General features: G+C 73.8%; 14 protein-coding genes and 1 pseudogene. 4 read left to right on the top strand and 11 right to left on the bottom strand.

Annotated elements, in window-relative coordinates:
• Window positions 1-22: 22 nt before the first annotated feature.
• The 4 genes from ACZ6N8_RS11160 to ACZ6N8_RS11175 form a co-directional block, all read right to left on the bottom strand.
• Window positions 23-487: a DUF948 domain-containing protein gene (locus ACZ6N8_RS11160; protein ID WP_139582396.1), complete on the bottom strand. Its 465-nt coding sequence runs from the start codon at window positions 485-487 to the stop codon at window positions 23-25.
• 150 nt (window positions 488-637) lie between these two features.
• Window positions 638-1,336, bottom strand: coding sequence for a hypothetical protein (locus ACZ6N8_RS11165; RefSeq protein WP_466009820.1), 699 nt, complete (start codon window positions 1,334-1,336; stop codon window positions 638-640).
• Window positions 1,337-3,729: 2,393 nt separating this feature from the next.
• Window positions 3,730-5,268 (bottom strand): replication-associated recombination protein A, encoded by a 1,539-nt coding sequence (locus tag ACZ6N8_RS11170; RefSeq protein WP_466009822.1) that lies wholly within the window; start codon window positions 5,266-5,268, stop codon window positions 3,730-3,732.
• Between the two features lie 74 nt (window positions 5,269-5,342).
• A complete protein-coding gene (locus ACZ6N8_RS11175) occupies window positions 5,343-5,555 on the bottom strand; it encodes a hypothetical protein (RefSeq protein ID WP_007458297.1) in 213 nt (70 codons plus the stop codon).
• A gap of 139 nt (window positions 5,556-5,694) precedes the next feature.
• Between ACZ6N8_RS11175 and ACZ6N8_RS11180 the strand changes: the two genes are divergently transcribed.
• Entirely contained in the window at window positions 5,695-6,435 is a 741-nt protein-coding gene (locus tag ACZ6N8_RS11180) for a GNAT family N-acetyltransferase (RefSeq protein ID WP_466009824.1), read from the top strand.
• Here the strand turns inward: ACZ6N8_RS11180 and ACZ6N8_RS11185 are convergent.
• The 5 genes and pseudogenes from ACZ6N8_RS11185 to ACZ6N8_RS11205 form a co-directional block, all read right to left on the bottom strand.
• Window positions 6,436-7,756, bottom strand: a pseudogene (locus ACZ6N8_RS11185) (MFS transporter); the annotation flags it as partial.
• Window positions 7,753-8,361, bottom strand: a complete 609-nt coding sequence (locus ACZ6N8_RS11190) for an ArsR/SmtB family transcription factor (RefSeq protein ID WP_466009284.1) — start codon at window positions 8,359-8,361, stop codon at window positions 7,753-7,755. The gene ACZ6N8_RS11190 and the pseudogene ACZ6N8_RS11185, both read right to left, overlap by 4 nt.
• 64 nt (window positions 8,362-8,425) lie before the next feature.
• The gene (locus ACZ6N8_RS11195; protein WP_466009826.1) at window positions 8,426-9,235 is read right to left on the bottom strand and encodes an SDR family oxidoreductase; all 810 of its coding nucleotides are present in this window, start codon (window positions 9,233-9,235) and stop codon (window positions 8,426-8,428) included.
• A gap of 96 nt (window positions 9,236-9,331) precedes the next feature.
• A complete protein-coding gene (aspS, locus tag ACZ6N8_RS11200) occupies window positions 9,332-11,137 on the bottom strand; it encodes an aspartate--tRNA ligase (protein ID WP_466009285.1) in 1,806 nt (601 codons plus the stop codon).
• A gap of 134 nt (window positions 11,138-11,271) precedes the next feature.
• The gene (locus ACZ6N8_RS11205; protein ID WP_466009287.1) at window positions 11,272-11,940 is read right to left on the bottom strand and encodes a hypothetical protein; all 669 of its coding nucleotides are present in this window, start codon (window positions 11,938-11,940) and stop codon (window positions 11,272-11,274) included.
• Window positions 11,941-12,453: 513 nt separating this feature from the next.
• Between ACZ6N8_RS11205 and ACZ6N8_RS11210 the strand changes: the two genes are divergently transcribed.
• Together ACZ6N8_RS11210 and ACZ6N8_RS11215 are read left to right on the top strand one after the other, a co-directional pair.
• Window positions 12,454-13,131 carry a hypothetical protein gene (locus tag ACZ6N8_RS11210; RefSeq protein ID WP_466009289.1) on the top strand — a complete coding sequence of 226 codons (678 nt, stop codon included), beginning with the start codon at window positions 12,454-12,456 and terminating at the stop codon, window positions 13,129-13,131.
• A 52-nt stretch (window positions 13,132-13,183) separates the two neighbouring features.
• Complete coding sequence (locus tag ACZ6N8_RS11215) at window positions 13,184-13,894, top strand: DUF998 domain-containing protein (RefSeq protein WP_466009291.1); 711 nt, start codon at window positions 13,184-13,186, stop codon at window positions 13,892-13,894.
• Between the two features lie 63 nt (window positions 13,895-13,957).
• On the opposite strand, the gene ACZ6N8_RS11220 is transcribed toward ACZ6N8_RS11215, so the two are convergent.
• Together ACZ6N8_RS11220 and ACZ6N8_RS11225 are read right to left on the bottom strand one after the other, a co-directional pair.
• Window positions 13,958-15,004, bottom strand: coding sequence for a S1 family peptidase (locus ACZ6N8_RS11220; protein WP_357993166.1), 1,047 nt, complete (start codon window positions 15,002-15,004; stop codon window positions 13,958-13,960).
• A 306-nt stretch (window positions 15,005-15,310) separates the two neighbouring features.
• Window positions 15,311-15,787, bottom strand: coding sequence for a winged helix-turn-helix transcriptional regulator (locus ACZ6N8_RS11225; RefSeq protein ID WP_357993169.1), 477 nt, complete (start codon window positions 15,785-15,787; stop codon window positions 15,311-15,313).
• A gap of 55 nt (window positions 15,788-15,842) precedes the next feature.
• Here ACZ6N8_RS11225 and ACZ6N8_RS11230 point away from each other — a divergent pair, with 55 nt between their 5' ends.
• Complete coding sequence (locus ACZ6N8_RS11230) at window positions 15,843-16,349, top strand: PaaI family thioesterase (RefSeq protein WP_466009292.1); 507 nt, start codon at window positions 15,843-15,845, stop codon at window positions 16,347-16,349.
• Window positions 16,350-16,392 lie beyond the last annotated feature (43 nt).

The raw sequence follows: 16,392 nt of genomic DNA on the forward strand, positions 1-16,392 counted from the left end.
TACCTCCTGGTACGGCGGCCGGTCAGCGGTTGCCGCGCTTCGCGGCCCGCCGCTGCTGCTTGATGGTGTCGCGCACCTCGCGCTCGGTCTCGGCGTGCCGACGGCCGGCGGCGGCCTTGCGCACCCCGTAGCCGAACGCCGCCACCTTGACCAGCGGATTCGCCGCCGCGGCGGAGACCACGGTGGCCAGGTTGGCGACGTTTGCGGTGACGTTCTGCGCGTGGCTGGTCATCGTGTCGACCTTCGCCAACTGGAGGTTCACGCCGTCCAGCGAGGTCTGCACCTGCTCCAGCGCGACGTTGACGTTCTTCACAGTGGTGTTCACGTCACCGAGCAGCGGCGCGGTCCGATCGTTGAGGTCGTTGATCATCCGCGTGGTGGCGTCCACCGTGTGCCGCAGCCGCAGGATGGGCAGCGTCAGGATGAGCACCAGCACCGCGAACGCGCACGCCGCGACCAGCGCCGCGATCGCTCCAATGTCGCCCACGCCTGTCCTCCTCAAGCAGAGTTCCGCAGGATCCGACGTCCCCGGAACGCACAACGGTGCTACGAATACCAGACACGCCGACCGTCGCCGGTCGGCGGAGGCGGGAGAGCCCGCCAGCCCCAGACCCTACCGTCCGTGATGGAAACCGGCTCAGGACGGTGAGGGTGTCAGGTCGCCAAGCGGGTCACCACTGACTGTCGGGAACGGATCCTCTCCGGTCAGTGACGGATCCGTGGTCGGCTGGGGCCTGGTCCGTTCGTCGTCGATCGCGTTGCGCACCTTCACCGACACCAACGAGCCGGCGCACTCGGTCGCAGCGGCCGACGCCTCGGGAGACGGCACGATGGCGGGCTCGCCGTCGACCGGCGGCGGCACGCAGGTCGGCTCGCGCACCCACAGGTCGAGGGTCAACTCGTCCCGACGCCAGCAGGTGTAGCTGCCCTTGGTCTCCTGCTCCGGGCAGCGGCTCACCTTCCACGGTCGCCAGCCGTCCTCGCGCAGCGCGTCCTCGTAGACCTTGGTGGTATCCGCAGGTGACTTCTCCGAGGTGACGGTGCGCTCGCGCAGCCGGCAGTCGAGCAGGCACCAGCGGCTGCCGCTGACGTCGTCGTCGGTCTTCGCGGCCGCCCAGGCCGGCACGTTGAGCTGGTCCAGGTTGTCGAAGACCGGGTCGCGGCTCAGCGTACGGATGCCGAAGAAGAGCGGCACCGCACCGAGCAGCACGATGCTGACCAACGCCAGTGCCAGCGCCCGCAGCCGCCGTCGCTCGCGCGTCTGCCGACGCTGCTCGGACCGGGCGCCGGTGGCGGGGCCGTCGTCCTCGGGGGTGTCCTGACCGGCCTGGCGCAACGCGGGGCCGGGCGCCGCTTCGGGTGCCGGCCGGTCCACAGGTCCCGCCGGGGCGGGCACCGCGGCGGCGGCGCGTGCCACACCGACGGGTTCTCCCGGGCGTCCCGGCGGCCCGACGGGCGCGACTCCGGACGGTTCGGGGCGGCCGGGCTCCCGGTGCGGCGGCAGCGCGCGGCCGGCGGCACGGTCCGCCGGCGTGGGTCGGACGGCCGGCGCCCCGCCCCGGGCCACCACGGGTGCCCCGGGGTCTGCCCCGGTCGGTGGGCCGACCCGGTCGTCGACGCCGGGCGGACCGGCGACGCCGGGCGGGCGTACGGCCGCCCGGGCCGGGCCGTCCGGGCGTGGGCGCCCCGGACCGTCGGGACGCGAACGGGTCGGACCGTCGGGACCCGGGCGGGCCGGACCGTCGGGGCCGACACCCGGTGGGACGGCGGCCCGGGCGGCGCCGTCGGGCCGGACGGCGGCCCGGGCGGCGGGCTCGGCGCCCGGGCCGGTTCGAGCGGGACCGTCGGGGCCACGGCCGTCGCCGGGCGGCGGCATGTCGCCGGGCGCCTGTCGGGCCCGGCCGGGACGGGCGGCACCACGCGGCGGCGCGCCAGCACCGGCGGGACCGCCGGCGGGCGTGGGCCGGCCACCCGCGACGGCGGGACCGGTGTACGTGTCGCCCGCCGGGCCGGCCGGACCGTCGGAGCCGGGTTCCGTCGGAGGGCGGCGGCGTCGGACGGTCGGGTCCGGCGGGGGCGCCGAGGCACCCCGGCGGGTGATGGGCCGTTCGCCGGTGCCCGACGCGTAGGTCGGACCGCCGCTCGGCTGCTCCCCGGTGGGGTCCGGCGCGTCGGCTCGGGCACCCCGACGACCGGTAGGTGGCTCCGCGCCCGGGTCCGGCGGCGGCCCGACGGGGCGGCGGCCGGGCCGCTCGGCGGCCGGGTCGGGCACGGCGAGCCGGCCGGACGGACGCTCGCTCACATCACCCGGGGGCGGTGCGGGGCGGTGTGCGGCGGCCTGCCCACCGGGAGGACCACCTCGTCGGTTGACCACCGGCAGGCCGGGGTCGGTGTGCGGCAGGCGCCCGGCCTGCCGCAGCCAGTCGGCCGGCCGCTCCGGGCGATCCGCCCGGGGTTCGCCGCCGACCTGCGGACGCCGCTCCTGCTCGTCGGGGACGGCCCGGCGACGCCCGGCGCGGTCGGCCGGGCCGACGGTGGGCATGCCACCGGTGGGCGTGCCGACGGTGGGCATGGCGCCTGTGGTGCCGCCTGTCGCGTCGGGCACCGGCGGGGCGTTGCCCGAGCGGGGCACCACCGGCGGGGCCGGCTCGGCGGCGCGGCGGCGGCCGGCGGAGGCTGCGCGGGCCCCGGTGGCGGGCCCGGAGCCTGTCGGCTCGGGCGCTCCGGGGCCGACCGGTCCCGGGCGCCGCCGAGCGGTCCGGGGGTCGATGTCGATGGCGGGATCGGGGCGCAGTCCGTCGGAGACCTGTGGCACGACGCCAGCCGGCGGGGCGTCGAACCGGGCCGCCGCACGAGCGCCGGGCGGCCCGGCGGCGCGCGCCGGATCGGTCGCCGGACCGGCCACGCGACCAGCAGCGCCGGCCGCCGGACCGGCCACGCGACCAGCACCGGTCGCCGGACCGGCTACACGGCCGGCGGCGGGCCTGCCGCCGGCGGGCGTCGGGCGGACGGGCTCGGTGGTCTCCGGGCCGGGACGAGCCGGTGGCACGGCGTCCGGCCGGCGCAGCGGCGGCACGGCGTCCGCCCGACCGGTCGGGGCGGGGACGTCCGGGCGACGGCCGGTCGGTGCGCCCGGCATCGGCGGACCGGCGGGCGCACCGGGCGGGACCGCACCCGGAGCAGAGCGGGCCGGTCCAACCGGACCGCCGGACGTCGAGCGGGCCGGTCCCGCCGGACCGCCGGACGTCGGCCGCGGGCCGGGAGGTCCCGCCTGCTCAGCGGCGACGGGACGGGCTGCGGGGGGCGGTGCGGCAGAGCGGGCACCGGGTGCCGGCGTCGCGCCGCGCCGCGCCGGCTCACCGGCTGCGGGCGTACCGGCGACCGGGGGCCGGTCGGCGGGGTTGCGGGGCGGCGGCGGGGTCTCGCCCGGCCACGGACCGTCCACGGGACGGCGCGCGGCGGCACCCTCCGGGTCACCACGTCGTACACCAGGGGGCGGCGCCGGGGCGGCACCGCGCGGGCCGGCAGGCTCCGCCGCGGCGCCCTCGGGGCCGAGTTCCGTACGCTGCTGCTTGGCCGAGCGCAGGTCGTCGATCCAGCCGAACTCCTCACCCGACACCGGCTCCTCCGGCTCGGGCTCGGCTCGGCCCCGACCCCAGCGGCGGCCCTTGGGCCGGGTATCGCGCCGCTCGTCCGGGCTCTCGTCCGGGCGGTCCCCACCACGCGATTTCACTGTTGACCCTCTCCTGCGGCGTCGGTGCCGCTGTCCTGCGTCGATCCGGATCCGCCCGGGTCCGTCGTCGGGCGACCGTTCTCGCCAGCAGGCGCTGGCGCGGTCTGCTCCGTTACGCGCTGCCCGGCGCTCGGGGTCTCCGGACGGGTCACCGGGGCGGGCAGCCCGCGCACGATGCGGCGCAGCAGCGGCAGCCGGGTGGCCACCGAGCGCTCTGCCCCGTGCGGGCTCGGCCGGTAGTAGTCGGTGCCCACGAGGTCGTCGGGAACGTACTGCTGGGTGACGACGCCGCGCTTGTCGTCGTGCGGGTAGCGGTAGCCGGTCCCGTGGCCCAGCCCCCGGGCGCCGGCGTAGTGCGCGTCGCGCAGACCCCGGGGCACCGGACCACCCCGGCCGGCCCGTACGTCGGCGATCGCGGCGCCGATGGCTGTGGTGGCCGAGTTGGACTTGGGTGCGGTGGCCAGGTGGATCACCGCCTGGGCCAGGTTGAGCTGCGCCTCGGGCAACCCCACGTACTCGACCGCGTGCGCGGCGGCGGTGGCCACGCTCAACGCGTCGGGGTCGGCCATGCCGACGTCCTCGCTGGCGAAGATGACAAGTCGGCGGGCGATGAACCGGGCGTCCTCGCCGGCGACAAGCATCCGGGCCAGCCAGTGCACGGCGGCGTCCACGTCCGAGCCGCGCATGCTCTTGATGAACGCGCTGACCACGTCGTAGTGGGCGTCGCCGTCGCGGTCGTAGCGCACCGCGGCCACGTCGACAGCCTGCTCGGCGGTGGCGAGGTCGATCCGGCCGGTGCCGAGCGCCGTGGCCGAGGCGGCCGCCGCCTCCAGCGCGGTCAGCGCCTTGCGGACGTCGCCGGAGGCGAGGCGTACCAGGTGGTCCTCGGCGTCGGTGGTCAGGGTGAGCGCGCCACCGAGGCCGCGCTCGTCGGCGACCGCGCGGCGCAGCAGGCCCCGGACCGCCTCGTCGTCGAGCGGTTGCAGGGTGAGCAGCACGCACCGGGACAGCAGCGGCGAGATGACCGAGAAGTACGGGTTTTCCGTGGTGGCCGCCAGCAACGTGACCGTGCGGTCCTCGACGGCGGCGAGCAGTGAATCCTGCTGCGTCTTGCTGAACCGGTGCACCTCGTCGATGAACAGCACGGTCTGCGGGCCGCCCGAGCGGCGCTGACGGCGGGCCGTCTCGATGACCGCGCGGACGTCCTTGACCCCGGCGGAGAGCGCCGACATGGCCACGAACCGGCGGTCGGTGGCCGCGGCGACGAGGTGCGCGATGGTGGTCTTGCCGCTGCCCGGAGGTCCCCAGAGGATGACCGACATCGGCGCGCCGCCGGAGACCAGTTGCCGCAGCGGAGCCCCGGGGGCGAGCAGGTGGTCCTGCCCGACCAACTCGTCGAGGGTCGCCGGGCGCATCCGGACGGGTAGGGGCGAATCGTCAGCTACCGGAGTGAACCCGTCGACACCAACGGGACCGGCGGGCGCGTCACGCGGCCCGGCGGGGGCACCGAGGGAGAAGAGGGCGTCGGACTCCATCACGAAGACAGTACCGGGCCGGGCCCACGGCGCCGGAATCGCGCCGTGGGCCCGCCACCGGTGATCGCTTCCGGTCAGCCGCGGCCGGGGCGACGACCCCGGTACCAGCGGCCGCCGCCACCGCCGCGCGGGCCGCTGCCCACGCCGGCCAGGTAGAGCGAGAGCAGGAGCAATCCGATGAGCACGAGGGTGTTCCAGTTGAACAGGTCCGGCGCTCCGAAATCGGTGTTGAGCAGGTCGAGCAGCAGAGCGAAGCCAAAGACGATGGCCGCGAGAATGGCGAGCATGTCGGTCCTCCGGTGGGGGTTCCCAGTAGGTCGGCGCGTGATGTACCCAATCGGTCGACTCGTCAATCTCCACGGTGGATCGGGTACGCGCCGCCGGCCCGACGCGGCCGTTCGCCCCGCGGCTCCTAGGCTGGTCCGCATGATCATCGACGACCAGGTGCTCCAGGAGCGGAGCGCCGTCCTGGCCGCGGTCGGCCATCATCCGTTCGCCCGGCACGCGCTCGGGCGGGCCATGCCGGTGCGCGGATACCGGCGTGCTGGCGCCGTGCTGTGGTTGGTGCCGCCCGCGCACGGCCCGGCCGGCTGTGCGATCGGCCCGGCCGAACCGGCGCTGGAGATCTGCGCCGCGCTCGCCGCCGACGGGACGCTCCAGCCGGGCCAGCGGCTGCACCTGCCTCGACACGATCGCGGCCTGCTGGTCGACGGACTGGCGGTGGCCGAGCACAGCGACTGGGACTTCCACTGGACCGACACGTCGCCACCACCGCAACCAGATGAGCAGCCGGTGGTACGCCTCACCGACGCCGACCAACCGGCGCTGGCGGCGCTGGTCGAAGGATCCTTCCCCAGCAGCACCTCCCGCCCGGGCGACCCGCGGGTGGTCGACTGGTACGGCAGCCGGGCCGGCGACCGGTTGGTGGCGTGCGGCGCGGACCGCAGCCAGGGCGACATCGGTTTCCTCGCCGGCCTGACCGTCGCCCCCGACCAGCGAGGCCGGGGGCTGGGCGCGTCCCTGACCGCGGGGATGACCCGGGCGCTGCTGGCACGCCACGACGTCGTAGGGCTCGGCGTGTACACGCACAACGTCGGTGCGGCACGGCTCTACCGTCGGCTCGGCTTCACCGACACTCTCCCGCTCAGCTCGATCCGCCTCGCCTGACCGGCGTTTCGGCCGGCCAGGCGAGGGATCGTCGCTAACGGTCGGCGGCGGGTACCGGGACCGCTGTCGGCTCGACGGCCGGGGCGGTCCGACGGCCGGCCAGCCAGGCGGGCAGGTAGAGCGGGGCGGCGACGGCCAGCACGACCGCACCGACCACCATGGCCGTGCTGATGCTCGTGGCGGCGGCGAGCGCGGTGAGCACCACCCCGCCGAGCGCGGCGGCAGGCTGCCCCACCATCGAGTTGAGGGAGAGCACACTTGTCCGGTACGGGCCGTCGACCTGCCGGTGCAGCAGCCCACTGTGCAGCGGGTTCGACGCGCCGTGCACGGCGTAGCAGGCCAGGTACGCCACGAGCACCCCGACCGGCCCGGCGAACAGTCCCATCCCGACCACCGTCACGCCCTGCAGGATTCGCAGCAGGGCCGCGCCCGCAGCGGCACCGAACCAGCGCAGCAGCAGCGGGGTCAGGGCCGCGCCGGCGGCCGAGGCGAGCCAGGCGGCCGAGCTGGCCGGCCCGAGCAGCGCGGCGGCGCGTTCGGAGTCACCGACCACCTCGGCGAGCCGCACCGGCAGCAGCGACTCGAAGGTGATCATGCCGAAGCCCCAGAACAACTCCACCGCCACCAGGGCGAGCAACACCCGGGAGCGACGTAGCAGGCCCACCGCTTGGCGGATCATGCGGGGCGCCTCGACCACCGAGGCCCGCACCGCCGCGAACCCGGTGGCGGGCCGCTCCTCGACCAGCAGGACGAGCAGCGCGACAAGCGCCACGGCCTGGGCGACGATGGCGACCAGGACGGGCACGGTGAGCGCACTGACCGGCCCGATCGGGCCGAGCGCCACCAGGCCACCGCTGAGCAGCGCCCCGGCGGCGATGGCCGCGCCGATGACGGTGCCGGCGTACCCGAGGCCCTTCTCGTACTCGGCCTGCGGGTCGGCGGCGAGGGTGGCATCGACGTACCAGGACTCCAGCGGGCCGCTGTCCAGCGCCCGGTAGACGCCCTGCAGGGCCCAGACCAGGAAGAACAACGCGAACGAGTCGACCACCGCGAACAGCGCCAGTGAGGCGAGGTTGAGCGCGCCGGCGGCGAGCAGGACGGGCCGGCGGCCGAGGGCGTCGGCGAACCCACCGGTGGGCAGCTCCAGCGCGAGCACGAGCAGCCCCTGCGCGGTGAAGGTCAGGCCGATCTGCGGCAGCGACAGGCCACGCTCCTGCATGAGCAGGATCGTCACCGGGATCATCAGGCCCGTCGGCAGCCACCGCAGGCCGTACAGCGTGAGGTAGCGACCCCGGACCTGGCGTACGGTCAGCGCGCTCATCGGGGACCGTCCAGCAGCGGGTAGGCCGCCAGGAACACCTGCACCGGGCGGGCCTGCGGGTCGGCGGAGTTGCCGGCCCCGGCCTCGCGGTTGTACCGCTCCAGCACCTGCCACACCTCCGCCTTGAGCTCCTCCAGCCGGTCCGGCGCAAGGGTCATGAAGATGTCACCCATGCCGAGGGCGTCCCGCCAGGCGGGGGTCCACTCGTGCTGGGTGGCGAACCAGCGCTCGGCGTGCTCGACGAGATGGCGCACCTGGTCGCCCTGGATCCACTCGATGGCGGCACGGGCGTCGGGGTCGTCGTCGAAGTCGCTCGGCTCCCAGCTGGTGACGTCGTGCGCGGCCTGCCACCAGCGCTGCCGTCCGCTGCCCCGGTCGGGGTCCTCGGTGACGAGCCCGACCTCGGCGAGTTGCCGCAGGTGGTAGCTGGTCGCGCCGGTGTTGGTGCCGAGCAGCTCGGCGAGGGTGGTGGCGGTGGCGGGCCCGTGCACCCGCAGGGCGCCGATCAGCCGCATCCGCAGAGGGTGCGCGAGCACCCGGACCTGCCGTTTGTCGATCCGTACCTCACGCGGGGCCGGCCGCGGGGTCGCTTCGTCGTCAGCCATGACTGCACACTATCTCTGCACACATTCTGTGCACAAGAGTTGTGCACAGAATGTGTGCATGATGTCAGGCCAGGAGTTCCCGCACTCCCCGCAACCTCGTCCACAGCAGACCGGCGGCACGCGCGCAGTCCAGGCGTACGTCGGTGGGGCCGGCCTGTCCGGCGGCGGCGCTGGTGGTGGTCTTCAGCCCGGCGGCGTCCAGCCCGAAGTACCGGGCCACCAGCAGACCCAGTTCGGCACGGCTGACCGCGTCCGCGCCTGCCACGTTGAGCGGGCCGGCATGATCGCCGCCGACCAGTTCCAGCACGGCGTCGGCCAGGTCGGTGACGTCGATCGGACAACGGACCATGTCGCTGAACAGGACCGCCCGGCCGGCGAGGGCCTCGCGGCAGAGCTGGATCTGCTTGCTGCCCTCCCTCACGATCAGGGAGGTCCGCACCAGGGCCGCGCCCGGGTCGATCGCACGAACGGCGGTCTCGGCAGCCGCCTTCGCGGCACCGTACGCGTTCATCGGGGTGGGCACGTCGTCGTCGGCGTACGGCGTGGGACGGCCGGCGTGCAGCGCGTCACTCGACACGTGCACCAGCCGGGCGCCCACCTCGGCGGCGGCGAGGGCCACGTGCGCCGCCCCGTCGGCGGTGACCGCCCAGTCCCCGTACCGGTAGGGGGTCCCCACCACGGCGTCCGGCCGCACCTGCGCGACCAGCGCGCGCACCGCGGCCCGGTCGGTCACGTCCAGCCGCAGCGCCACGACACCCGGCACCGCTACCTCACGCGAGTGAAACGTCCCGACGACCGAGAACCCGCCGTGAACGGCCCGCCGACAGACCTCCCGCCCCAGAAACCCGCTACCCCCGACGACAAGCGCCCGCATCCCCACCACTCCCCCGCAGACGATCAAGAGGTTTGCGTCATCTCGCCGGGCGAGCATGACGCAAACCTCTTGATCAACCAAGCAGGGGGCGGGGGGTCAGACGGGGTCTGCCACCGGGGCGGCGGGGCCGGCGGTGCCGGTGTGGGGGGTGGCTGCGGGCTTGGGCTTGGCGTCGATGCCCGCCTCGGCGCGCTGCTGGCCGGTGATCGGCGTCGGCGCGCCGGTCAGCGGGTCGAAACCGCCCCGGGTCTTCGGGAAGGCGATGACCTCGCGGATCGAGTCGGCGCCGGCGAGCAGCATGCAGACCCGGTCCCAGCCGAAGGCGATGCCGCCGTGCGGCGGGGCGCCGTACTTGAACGCCTCCAGCAGGAAGCCGAACTTGTCCTGCGCCTCCTCGGGAGTGATGCCGAGCAGGTCGAAGACCCGCTTCTGCACGTCACCCCTGTGGATACGGATCGACCCACCGCCGATCTCGTTGCCGTTGCAGACGATGTCGTACGCGTACGCGAGGGCCCGGTCCGGCGCCTCCTCGAACCGGTCCACCCACTCGGCGTTCGGGGAGGTGAACGGGTGGTGCACGGCCGTCCAGCCGCCCTCGTCGGTCTTCTCGAACATCGGCGCGTCGACCACCCAGCAGAACGCCCAGGCGCTCTCGTCGACCAGGCCGGCCCGCTTGGCGATCTCCACGCGGGCCGCACCCAGCAGCTCCTGCGCCTCCCGCGTGTTCGCGCTGGCGGCGAAGAAGACCGCGTCGCCCGGCTTGGCCCCTACCGCGTCGGCGAGGCCACCCAGGTGCTCGGCGGAGAGGTTCTTCGCCACCGGGCCGCGCGCCTCGCCGCTCTCGGCGTCCAGCACCACGTACGCCAGGCCCCGCGCGCCGCGCGCCTTGGCCCAGTCCTGCCAGCCGTCCAGCTCCTTGCGGGTCTGCGACGCACCACCAGGCATGACGACCGCGCCGACGTAGCCACCCGCGTCGATCGCCCCGGCGAACACCCGGAACTCGGTGCCGCGCAGGTAGTCGGTCAGCTCGGTCAGCTCCACGCCGTAGCGCAGGTCCGGCTTGTCCGAGCCGTACCGGGCCATCGCGTCGTGCCAGGTGATCCGCGGGATCGGCCTGGTGATCTCGCGCCCGGCCAGGTCCTTCCACAGCGCCGAGACGATCGCCTCGCCGAGGTCGATCACGTCGTCCTCGGTGACGAAGGACATCTCGATGTCGAGCTGGGTGAACTCCGGCTGCCGGTCGGCGCGGAAGTCCTCGTCGCGGTAGCAGCGGGCGATCTGGTAATACCGCTCCATGCCGCCGACCATCAGCAGCTGCTTGAACAGCTGCGGCGACTGCGGCAGCGCGTACCAGCTGCCCGGCTGCAGGCGCACCGGCACCAGGAAGTCGCGGGCACCCTCGGGCGTCGAACGGGTGAGCGTCGGGGTCTCGATCTCCAGGAAGTCCCGGTCGTGCAGCACACCCCGGGCCAGCTGGCTGGCCCGCGAGCGCAGCCGCAGCGCGTTCGCCGGGCCACTGCGACGCAGGTCCAGGTAGCGGTACTTGAGCCGGATGTCGTCACCGGCCTCGACCTGGTCGTCCACCGGCAGCGGCAGTGGGGCCGCCTCGGAGAGCACCTCCAGTTCGGCGGCGGTCACCTCGACCTCACCGGTGGGCAGCTCCGGGTTCTCGTTGCCGTCCGGCCGGCGGGTCACCTCACCGGTGACCTTCACGCAGAACTCGTTGCGCAGCGCGTGCGCGTCCTCCTCGCGGAACACCACCTGGACCACGCCCGAGCCGTCGCGCAGGTCGACGAAGATGACGCCGCCGTGGTCACGCCGGCGGGCCACCCACCCGGCGAGCGTCACCGTCGTGCCGGCGTCCGTCGCGCGCAAGCTGCCGGCATCATGGGTACGGATCACGACGTGCGTCTCCTCATCTGCGGTGCGGTCTGCCTCCGCATTCTGTCAGGAGTGCCGGAAACGGTCCGCGCCACCCGTCGACCCGGCCCATTGATCCGGGCGGCTGGACGGGTGGCGCGGCCGGTCGGTGCGCGTCAGTTATCCGGGATGTTCCAGGCCGTGGCACGGATGACGACCGTCCGGTCGTTGTTTATCGAAATGACCTCCATGAGCACCATCCGCCACTCGTCACGTCGTTCCCGGGCGGCGGCGTAGTTGGTGCTGAGGCAGAGCCACGCCCCCTTGCGCAGGGGCACCTCGGCCCCCTCGGCGATCGGAGACGAGCGGATGGCGTTGTAGCACTCGCCCGGCTTCATCGCCGCCGTCGTCTCGCTGCCTTCCACCCCGTCGCTCAACGTGATGTTGGGAGTACCACCCTGACAGCCGGGATCGAGGCTGAACTCCCACCCGTTCGTCCCCACGTTCGCCCGGGGTTCATCGAGGTCGACGCGCATCTTCGTGAAGCAGTCCCCCGGCCTCAGCGTCAGGCTCTGGTTCTCGTACTCCACCTCGTAGACGGCCGTTTCGGGGATGTCCGGTGGGGTTCCGGGGTCACGCGGCGAATCCTCCGGTGTCGGGGACGTCTGCGGTGCGTCGCTCGGCGGGGCCGGGTCGGAGGGCGTCGGAACGCCGCCGGTGGAGCCGACAGGCCCTCGCGCGGACGCGATGTCCCGCGCGGTCTGCGCCTGGTCCAACGCGCGCCAGGACAGGATGGCGGACCCGAGGGACACCAGCAGCGCCAGGGCGGCCACGGCGATCACCACGAGACCCAGCCGACCGCGCCGCGCGCCGGACGCCGGCGGGTCGGCCGGCCCGGGACCCGCCGGGAACGACGGTGGTGGCCCACCACCCGGCGGCGGTGCGGTGCCGCCCGGGAACGACTGTGCCGCCCCACCGCCCGGCGGGGGTCCGCCGCGACCCGGCGGTGGTGCTGTGCCGCCACCCGGGAGCGGCGGCGTGCCGCCGCCCGCAGAGGGCGGCGGTGCGGTGCCGCCGCCCGAAGGGGGTGGTGGGGCGGTACCGCCGCCCGGTGGCGCGGTGCCACCCGCAGGGGGTGGTGGGGTGGGGGCGGATTGCTCTGCGCGCGGATCGGGTTGGCTCACCGCTAGAACCTCCTGCATCGGCAGAAGTCAACGTCGGATGGGATTTCGGCTCGGGACCGGCACGTTATCAGTAACTCGCCACTGGTCGGGAGAGAGTATTCTTCGCCGACGCGATCTGACCGAAAGCCGTCAGATATCAGCGGCCGGTTCCCAACGTCACTGGTGGAGTGGTAGATGCCGGATATGCAGGATTCGAGCCAGGCACCGACGGCAATGCCTGCCCGTCGCGGCGCGCAGACGGTCGTCGTTCTCACGGCGCTCGGGGTGCTCATCGCGGCGGCCTCCTTGGCCGTGACCGTCTTCGACTGGAAGGTCGGGCCGGGCGGGCCGGCGACGAGCGCGTCGAGCCCCGGGACCGCGCCGACGACGCCGTCACCGGCCGGGAACGCGTCGCCCACCCCGGCCTCTGTATCGTCCGTCCGGCTGGACACCCTGGCCGTCGAGGCCGGGGCGGCCAATCTCGGGAAACTGCCGCGTCAACTCACCGGCCAGCCCGGGTACGACCGTCCGGTCGTCATCGACTGCCCGAAGAATGCCGGTGCGGACAAACAACGCGACGTCACGTATCGGCTCCAGCGCCGATATCTCGATCTCACCTCGACCGTACGACCATTCTTCTCGTCTACCGACGATCGCGACGGCATCGTTCTCGTCTATGCGCAGGTGGGGATTCGCCAGCGGGACGGAACGATCACCCGGGTGACCCGGGGGCAGCAGTTCGACGCGCGGATGGACAATCCGCAGAAGCTCGTCGCCGATGTGGAGGGGGCCGACGAGCTGACGCTGCGGGTGCAGTGCCAGTATCCGGGCGGGTCGGTCGTTCTCACCGACGCCGCGGTCAGCGCGGGCTGACAGCCGGGGGGAATCCGATTCAACCGGCCGTCTCGCCAGTTACCGTGGCGAAATGCGCGCCGTACCGAACTGGGCCGTCGCCACGGCGGCGGCCGCGCCCGTGCTGCTGGTGGGAGGTTGGACAGTCGCGCAGGCTCGCCAACCCGCCGGGTACGACCCGATCCGGGACACGATAAGCGAGCTGGCGGGGCAGGACGCCACCGACTCCTGGATCATGATCGTGGCCCTGGTGCTGCTCGGCTGCTGTTACGTGTCGGTCGCCGCGGTGCTGCACGCGGCCGGCCTGCCCAGCCGGTTTCTGCTCGCGGTCGGCGGGGTGGCCACCGTCGCGCTTGTGGCCTTTCCCCGGCCGCCGGTGGGTGGTTCGCTCAGTCACGGCATCGCGGCGACGGTGGCGGTGCTGGCGCTCGCGCTGTGGCCCGCCGGTTCGGCGCTGCGGCTGCCGCGCGGTCCGGACACCGCGCATCCGGATGCTCCGCACCCGCCGTGGGCGTTCCGCCGGACCGTGGGGCTGAGTGCCACAGCGGTGCTGCTCGCCCTGTTCGGCTGGTCGGCGTTCGAGGTGACAAGCGGGTCGCGCACGGGGCTGGCCGAGCGGGTGACGGCGGTGGCGGTGTCGCTCTGGCCGCTGCTGGCGGTGCTGTCGGCCCGGCGGGCGCACCTGGCGTCGACGACAGCCGTCACAGCTGTCGGGCCGGCCCTGCCCGGTGTCGTACCCCCGGATCCTCTGCGACCGGTGGACGGCGCCGACGGGCTCGTGTGAGGCGGGCCGCGGACGCGACGCGGGCCGCCGGAGTGCTCCGGCGGCCCGCGTGCGGTGGGTCGATCAGAAGACGCTGACGCCGTAGCGGCTCAGGGCCTCGGTGACGGGCTGGAAGTAGGTGGTGCCACCGGTGCGGCAGTTGCCGCTACCACCGGAGGTCATGCCCAGGGCGGTGCTGCCGCTGAACAGCGAGCCGCCACTGTCGCCCGGCTCGGCGCAGACGTTGGTGCGGATCAGGCCGGAGACCGAGCCCTCGGCGTAGTTCACCGTGGCGTTGGTGGCGTTCACCGAGCCGCTGCGCAGGCCGGTGGTGCTGCCGGAGCGCTGCACCGACTGACCGACCGACGCGTTGCCGGAGCCGGTGATGTCCCGGTAGCTGCCGTTGTAGAGGTAGACGTTGCCCGCGGCGTTGGCGGAGTTGCTGTGCCGCACGATGCCGTAGTCGTTGCCCGGGAAGCTGGTGCCGGTACGGGTGCCGATCAGCGCGGTCTGGCCGGAGTTCGAGTACCAGCTCGACGAGATGTTGGTGCAGTGCCCGGCGGTCACGAAGTAGTAGGTGCTGCCGCTGCGCACGTTGAAGCCGAGCGAGCAGCGCCCGCCGCCGCCGGCGTAGATGGCCTGACCGCCGGAGATCCGGGTGCTCAGCACGCCGGCCTCGGCCTCGATCCGCACCGCGCCGTTGGCCCGCGCGGCGGCGGCCTTCACCCGCTCCAGCTTGGCACCGGTGACGGTGCTGTCGACGGAGACGACTACCTGGTTGGTGACCGGGTCGCTCCACCAGGCGGTGCCCGGGATCTTCGCGGAGCGCTCCAGCTCGGCGGTGGCCCGGTTCAGCTCGGCGGCGCCGCGGGTCACGTACTTGACGGTGGCGCCGGCCTTGCTCGCCTTGCGGGCGGCGGCGGCGTCGGTCACGGTGACGACGGACCGGCCGCTGGCGTCGATGTACGAGCCGGCGGAGCTGTCGCCGAGCTGAGCGGAGAGGGCGGCGGCGGCGTCGGGCGAGGCTGCGGGGGCGGCCTGGGCGGGTGCGCCGATGAGCGTGCCGACGACCAGGCTTCCGGCCACGGCGACGGTGGCCGCAACGCGGAACGAGGACCTCGTGGGTCGCATGTAACAAACCTCCTGGGCGGGGGATACGGGTCACGCCGGGGGACGGCCGACCCGAGGGCAACCCGGCCGATCAGGGGAAACCGGTCGGGTGAACTGAAGTATTCACATGCTTAAGATCATTAACAAGACTTGGATTCGCCCGGATTCGCCGATCTTCATCGGCCACATGCCCGCAACACCGCTGACACGCTCGCCGACACCGGCCGTCACACCGGACGGGCGCCGGATCCGTTTCGGACACGCATGAGCATCGATGTCCCGGCGGGTCACGCGACAGGCGGGCGCCGGTCCGCCCGGCGATCGACCTCAGGGGGTACGGCGGTGGGCGCCCGGACCCGGGCGGGGCAGTACGTCGCGGGGCTCGCCCACCTCGTGCCCGTCGGCGCAGCGCAGCGTGACGCGCACCTCGGCTCCGCAGTCGCGGTGCCCCACGCTCAACGGCGAGCCCTCCGGATCGGCGAGGTACCTGTCACCCCAGCCGAGTACGGCGACCAGCACCGGCCACAGGTCCAGGCCCTTCTCGGTCAGCCGGTACTCGTGGCGCAGCCGGCTGCCCGGCTCCCGGTACGGCTCGCGACGCAGCACGCCCTGCCCCACCAGAGCGGTCAGCCGATTGGTCAGCACCTGACGCGGGATGCCGGTGCGCACCCGCATGTCGTCGAAGCGCCGGACGCCGTTGAACACCTCGCGGAGCACCACAAGCGTCCACCGCTCGCCGAGGATCGCCATCGCGCGCGCGATGGTGCAGTTGTCCACCGACCAGTCCAGTGCCGCGGGTCTCATCCGCCCAGGCTAGGTCTCATTGACAGACTCAGCAACGGGCTGCCACGCTGCGTCCATGACACAGACGCAGGAGCCGGCCCGCAGCCGTACCTTCACCTGGTCGGACCCGGCGGCCAACGCCGCCCAGGTCGGTCGGCGCAGCGGCCTCGAGATGCTCCGCGCGATGATCGCCGGCGAGCTGGCCGGGCCGCCGGTGATGAACCTGATCGACATGGGGCGGATGGAGGCCGACGAGGGCCGGGTCACCATCGAGCTGGTCCCGCAGGAATTCCACTACAACCCGCTGGGCACCGTCCACGGTGGCGTCATCTCGACGCTGCTGGACACCGCCGCCGCCTGCGCCGTGCACACCACGCTTCCCGCCGGCGTCGGGTACACCTCACTGGACCTGAACGTGAAGTTCCTGCGCCCCGTCACGGTCGACAGCGGCACCCTGCGGTGCGAGGGCACAGTCCTGCAACGCGGTCGCCGCACAGCCCTGGCCGAAGCCCGCCTCACCAGCGCCGACAACCGCCTGGTGGCCCACGCCACAAGCACCTGCCTGATCCTCCCCCTCCCCTAACCCGCGCCACCCTCTCCCCCGCCGATCTTGCAGTTTCGGTCGC

The sequence above is a fragment of the Micromonospora sp. NPDC047521 genome (genome assembly GCF_055587305.1).